Origin of the sequence: Chryseobacterium contaminans (assembly GCF_001684955.1) — a bacterium.
GTDB lineage: Bacteria > Bacteroidota > Bacteroidia > Flavobacteriales > Weeksellaceae > Chryseobacterium > Chryseobacterium contaminans.
The window spans coordinates 1-6381 of record NZ_MAYF01000098.1; the positions used below are offsets into that span (position 1 = coordinate 1).

Annotated in this window: 4 protein-coding genes; all 4 read left to right on the top strand. The window is 36.4% G+C overall.

Annotated elements, in window-relative coordinates:
* Window positions 1-187 precede the first annotated feature (187 nt).
* The 4 genes from BBH99_RS07225 to BBH99_RS07240 all read left to right on the top strand — a co-directional run bounded on the left by BBH99_RS07225 (window position 188) and on the right by BBH99_RS07240 (window position 6351).
* A complete protein-coding gene (locus tag BBH99_RS07225) occupies window positions 188-1759 on the top strand; it encodes a M20/M25/M40 family metallo-hydrolase (RefSeq protein WP_066693968.1) in 1572 nt (523 codons plus the stop codon).
* 381 nt (window positions 1760-2140) lie between these two features.
* A complete protein-coding gene (locus BBH99_RS07230) occupies window positions 2141-3271 on the top strand; it encodes a hypothetical protein (RefSeq protein WP_066693969.1) in 1131 nt (376 codons plus the stop codon).
* Between the two features lie 35 nt (window positions 3272-3306).
* A complete protein-coding gene (locus tag BBH99_RS07235; RefSeq protein ID WP_066693971.1) occupies window positions 3307-3810 on the top strand; it encodes a DUF4280 domain-containing protein in 504 nt (167 codons plus the stop codon).
* Between the two features lie 21 nt (window positions 3811-3831).
* Window positions 3832-6351 carry a glycoside hydrolase family 24 protein gene (locus BBH99_RS07240; RefSeq protein WP_066693974.1) on the top strand — a complete coding sequence of 840 codons (2520 nt, stop codon included), beginning with the start codon at window positions 3832-3834 and terminating at the stop codon, window positions 6349-6351.
* The last annotated feature ends 30 nt before the right edge of the window (window positions 6352-6381 follow it).

Sequence of the window (6381 nt, forward strand, 5' to 3'; positions counted from 1 at the left end):
TTGATAAAAAGTTACCGGATTTCTGATTAAAGGAAAAAATATCATCTCATTAAATTAGTAGAGTTTGACGATTATTTTATTTTTTTTTTTTAAATGGGTCTAAATACTGATGTATAAAGACTTTTTTCTTTTAATTTCTTTATCATCTCCACAATTTCCTTTATCTTTAATGCAATCAATATACATTATGAGGATAAATAGATTTTTTGCAGTACCGGCTGTCATGTTGGCTGCCCAATTTTCATGGGCTCAGGTAAAGGTAGACCCAAAAGAGAACCTTCCCCCAATCGTAAAAAGTTTTGTAGATGAAGTAAACAATAATTCCCAGCTTGAAGGGATGGCTTATGAGCTTCTGGATGGGATAGGACCGCGTCTTGTGGGAACTCCGGAAATGCTTGCAGCTAATGAATGGAGTGCTGAAAAGCTTCGTTCATGGGGAATTGAAGCTAATCTTCAACAATTTGGAACCTGGAAAGGATGGCAGAGAGGAACAACCCATGTAGATATGGTATTTCCAAGAGTTAAATCTTTATCTGCAACCCAGTTGGCATGGAGCCCTGCTACCAAAAAGGCTGTTGAAGCAGAAGTAATCATTCTTCCAAAAGTATCATCCAAAGCAGAATTTGACAAATGGCTTCCTTCTGTAAAAGGAAAAATTGTACTGATGGCTCAATATCAGAAGATCGGACGTTCGGATGAACAGATCAAAGAGTTTGCAACTCCTGAACTGTATGAAAAGCTTAAGGCAGAAAAAGAACAGGCAACTAAAGACTTTGTGGCCTATGTAAAGAATATTGGTTATGATAATAATACTCTTCCAGAGGCACTGGAAAATGCTGGTGCAGCAGGAATTGCTATTTCAAACTGGACAGGCATTATGGGAGCCAACAGAATCTTCGGGGCAAAGACTTCCAAAATTCCAATGATAGACATTGATGTAGAAGACTATGGTATGCTTTACAGAATGGCTGAGAAAGGAGCTCAACCTAAAATTAAGATTGATGCCCAATCCAAAGTACTTCCTGAAGCAAAAAGCTTTAATACAATAGGGATGATTAAAGGAAAAGAAAAGCCGGATGAATATGTTATTCTTTCCGCTCACCTTGATTCATGGGATGGTGCACAGGGAGCTACAGACAATGGAACCGGAACCCTTACGATGCTTGAGACTATGAGAATCCTTAAAAAATACTATCCAAATAACAAAAGGACAATTGTGATCGGCCTTTGGGGAAGTGAAGAGCAGGGATTAAACGGTTCAAGAGGCTTTGTAGCAGATAACCCTCAGATTATAAAAGGAACGCAGGCTGCGTTTAACCAGGATAATGGTACCGGACGTGTTGTCAATATCAGTGGCCAGGGATTTGTAAAAGCATATGACTATATCGGAAAATGGCTTGATGGGGTTCCGAAAGCTGTAAGAACTCACATTAAGACAGATTTCCCTGGAATGCCTGGTGGCGGTGGATCAGATCACGCTTCATTTGTAGCAGCAGGAGTACCAGGGTTTTCTTTAGGTTCATTGAACTGGGGATATTTCGGATATACTTGGCATACCACAAAAGATACTTATGACAAGATTGTTTTTGATGAGGTGAAGAATAATGTGATCTTAACAGCTGCATTAGCATATATGGCTTCTGAAGATCCTGAGTTTACCAACAGGGAAAAAAGAGTAATGCCTAAAGACGATAAAGGAAACCCGGTGCAATGGCCGGAAGCAAAAGAACCTAAAAGAAGTTCTAAAGATTATAAATAATAAAGATTCTATAACAAAGTAGAATTGTTCAAGAGGTTGCCTGAAAAGGTGACCTTTTTTATTTTTTTAAAATTTTATGTCACTTTCTGTTGATATAGTAATGCTGGAATTCCTTTATTACTGTTGGAATTATGTACAAGAGAACTGTTTTGTATACAATTTAAAAAGTTAATTGTGCATTGATAAAAATTTCAAATTAAAATTAATGGTCGGAAATAATTATAAATAAGGATTTCTCCAAAATGGAGAGTGTTTTTTGATGGTGTTTTTTGTACATATTTTCAACAATAATATGCAATAAGAAAACATATGAATACAGAAAGTAGTAAGATGCAGATTTTTAATTTTAAAAACCTTTAGAATTAAAAAACACACCAGATTATGAAAAAAAATATTTCGGATCACGCGGATTCGGTTGATAAATCCGATCCTACAGATAAACAAAACTTTTATGTTGTAAAACCTGATGAAACATTGGAAAGTATTTCCCGGGATCTTATGCTTGAAAATCCTCAATATCTTCAGGAATATCATAATCAACGCTGCAGTTTTCTGGATATTATTCCTGATGATGGAAAGTTAAGACTGTTGCAAAAGCTCTGTATTCCTGGTTCAAAGGAGATTCTGAAAATGAATGCTTTGATCAGGGAAAAGGGAGAAGGTTTATATCAACAATTTCCCAATGGAAAAATTCCTTTTAATGCAGAAGCTTTTTCCGGAGAGTATAAGATCAGGCAGACGGAAAGTGATGATGGCGCTCAGAAAAGTGAATATGCTTATTCCATTCACTTTAATTATATAAAAAAAGAGGAAAACAGGTATTGTATTCATTTTTCGATGAGTGATTTTACGAAAGATGGGGAAGAGTTAGAACAAAAGATCAATACCCTGGCGTCCGCATTTGCTAGAATTATTTATCCGGTAACATTAGTTATAGATGAATCCGGAAAGTTCGTGGCGGCAGAAACTCACCAAGAGGTCCAACATATTATTAATGAAATTGAAGCTTTAAAGAAGTATCACCAAGGCGCTTACGCCTCCATGCATATTGATCAGATGAAAGATAAAATGGCTGATTCAAAGAATATTTATAGCAGCTTGAAAAGGATATTGCCCATACAGTTCCTTTTTGGCTGTTTTTATCAGGCTCGTTATACCATCTCAGGCTTTGCATCTCCTTATACAGATGAATTTTCATGGCTGGCTCCGGCTTCTCCGATCAGGATGGAAATCGTCAATCAAACTTTATCAGAAAAAGATTCCGGCTTTCTGGAGGTATTACAGACAGGGAGATCTGTAGATTATCGTACGGTTGAGCAACTTTTTGATTATGATTGGGAATATGATCTATTGGAAAAGCCTCATTCAAAATCACTATCAGCCAACCATTCAGCTGCATATATTTTGAGTGCAGAAGATTTCTCTGTGCAAAAGCTCAAAGCGGAGTTTGATATTCAAATTGCAGATTATGAAAAGTCTGTGACTTTTGAACTGGAAAAATTAGCAGGATAATAAAAACACGATTGAATTAACCCAACACAAGAATTATGTCAGAAAATTTATCAGCACATGAAGGTCAGCATTTTGTCATCCAAAAAGGCAAAGCCAGCTGCAATCAGGGAGATTTGTTCCCTCAGTTTAAGGTAAGCTCTCATCAAAAACATTATTGGAATCATAAAGAAGCCATAGCAGATTATCTTGCCGTAACAGAGGAAGATGTACAGTTTAATCCTTCCGGACCAAGCTTTGGAAAATGCAGGTTGAAACCTTCTTCCGGCGGATATTTACCCTGTGCTTATGCTCCTGCCGGAAAATGGATGAAGACTTACGAAAAGGTAAAGGTTATGGGGAAAAGCTGTCTTTCCGAAATCTCTGAACTGATGTGCAGTACAGGAGGAATTATTACGGTGAAAGAACATGGCCAGACTTCTATAATGAACCGGCAGAATATCACACTGGCTGATCTTCAAAGCTACCATCTTATTAATCCGTTCATGGACTTAAAAGAATCTCAGGAAGAACTGGAAGAACCCGATCCGATTTATGAATAAAATGTTTCAAAAGTAACAGACATGGCAAAATTGACTATTACAGGCAATACTCAACCCGTTGTTGGAAATACGGAAGCTTATTCTCTTTCGGTATTTGATAACCTGATGTCTTCCAACCCTTTTTCTTTTCCACCTCCTAAAATACAATGGAATATTCATGTACAAGACCGGAAAGGCTGGCGGCTGGCACATGGTAACACAAAAGAAGGGGAATATATTACCTATAAATTTACCCATAAAAGTTTAAAATATAAGGCTTTAAAAATTGAAGTCATAAGAGGGAAGGATAAAGGCGAACTGTATATAAAGCCACAAGAGGCTGAAGAACCCAAAATACTCCGTGTAGATCTATCAGATGTAAATTCTCAACGATTGAAGAGAGGAAAGTTGCTTCATTATACGGATACTTTAATTGCGAAGGCGCATTGTGTGGGAATGTTCGGACATAAAGTATCTTTTACTTTATGGGAAGATGATGCAATAGGTAAGGGGCATGATCCTGTTATTAATATGATGAACAGGATTAATCCGGTGCCTCTTGTAGGGGAAGTGGATCATGAAGGAATTGCTAAAGTGCTTTTCAGGTTACCAAGTTATACCATGGCAGTACAGATTGCGAATGCTCAGGTAGCGAGAGGAGATCAGAATGAAGGTAAAACCCATGAGTATTATGTGACGGCAGAAATGGTCTCCAAACATATTCTGAAGTCGAGTCCTAATGTAAATATTGCTAACCCTGCTCATATTCCTGAATATCCTAAAAAACAAAAGTCAAAGGAAAACAATTCTGGCTCCGGAAAATCCCCGGATGTTCCAAAAAATAGAGATACAAAACCAGGAAAGCCCAAACCTAAGCCAGAATCCCCAAAGTTTCCGCAAACTCCGGCAGCAAAGAAACAGGCTGACCCTGAAGGAAATATCCTAAGTGCTGAATTTACGGATAGTACCGGAAAACCATTGAAAAATGCTCAAACAGGTAATGCTGTCTCTATTAAGATCATCAGCCGGAATATGAGAGGGAAAAATGTAAAGGTGCGGATCTGGGAAGAGGATTTTTCACGCTACAGCAATGATCTTCTATTTGAAACTTCAGTGACACTGGCTTATGATACGACAAACTTTATCAATGGGATCATCTTAACAAAAGAGATGTACAATAAAAGTAACGATTGGGGTGAAGGTAAAGAAAGGGAATATTTCATAGAAGTTGAACATCTGAATACCTCTGTGACTTCTCAGGTAATTCCGGTAAGCCTAAATGCTGAACCTGTGAAGGTGGATCCTAATGATTCTCCTGCGATTATTAGGGAACCGAAACAGGAGAAAAAAGAAGAAAAGGTATGTGAATGTGAGGCTAGAGTAAGGGCCTATATGAGAATGCTTAGAGTTGGAGAAGGTACAGGAGAAATAATAAAGTCTCAAAAGCTTAATAAGACAACAAAAAAATATGAAATTATTTATATACCACATGATTTTGAAGAAGGCTATACAAAATTATTCGGTGGAGAAAATTTTACTAAACCACCTCATAGTAAAGACTTGAGTTCACATCCAAATATTAAAGTTCTCTGGTATACGAAGAAAAATGGAGAAAAAGTATATAGCTCTGCAGCAGGTGCATATCAAGTAATGGGATATACATGGAATGATAAAAATATGATCAATCAAAGAAAAACATATAATATAAAAGATTTTTCTTCCGAAGGTCAAGATAAATTTTGTATAGTCCTATTTAAACACAAAAGAGAAGGGATGCTTAATTTAATAATCAAAGGAGATATAAGAGGAGCTACAGAGAAATATGGCAGTTATGAGTGGGCAAGTTTACCGCCGGGACAATATGGGCAACCTATTGAAACAATGGAAAAAGCACTAGAGTTATATGATAAATTTTATAAAGAAGAGCTGGAAGGAAAAAGCCCATTGCATTTGAAAAAAGGTTTTTTAAAAGAATTTGGATATGATTGTTGTGGAGAGACTATAATAAAAACAGCTAGATCAAATTCAAATTGTGGGAAATCAGAGATTGATTTGAGAACTAAAATAAAATGGCAAACACAGTTTGATCCAAAATGGGGAGGGAGAGATAAGCAAATGGTAGCTTGTAAAAAAACTTGCGATGATATATTAATAAATAGTGGCCTTAAACCCACTTCATTAGCAAGATTATATCAAACTGCAATTGAAAATGACAGTCATACCCAGTTAATTATTAATATTCAGGTTTCGAAGGATGCTATTTCATATTTGGATAGTGAATTAGAAAAAGGGCATCCTGTTCAAGTTGGAGTAGATCACGGATTGGGGTACAAAATTAATAATAATGTAGATCATTCAACAGATCACTTTGTTGTTATTGTTGGCCGTAAATGTGATGGTAACAGATGTTATTATGTTTTTTATGATGTTGGCACAAGTCATAAAGAAAAAGGAGCAAGTGATGATAATCGCCTGTACCTTGATAAAATAGATTTTTCTTTAAAAGGTAAAACGGTCTACAACGGGCATTTTTATACAGTAACTCAAGTAAGAAAAAATTAATTAAACATGAAAAATATACGTTTGAAATTG

Excerpts from the sequence above, each read along its gene's own strand:
- BBH99_RS07225 (WP_066693968.1), top strand. The coding sequence starts at position 188 with ATGAGGATAAATAGATTTTTTGCAGTACCGGCTGTCATGTTGGCTGCC.
- BBH99_RS07235 (WP_066693971.1), top strand. The coding sequence starts at position 3,307 with ATGTCAGAAAATTTATCAGCACATGAAGGTCAGCATTTTGTCATCCAA.
- BBH99_RS07240 (WP_066693974.1), top strand. The coding sequence starts at position 3,832 with ATGGCAAAATTGACTATTACAGGCAATACTCAACCCGTTGTTGGAAAT.
- BBH99_RS07230 (WP_066693969.1), top strand. The coding sequence starts at position 2,141 with ATGAAAAAAAATATTTCGGATCACGCGGATTCGGTTGATAAATCCGAT.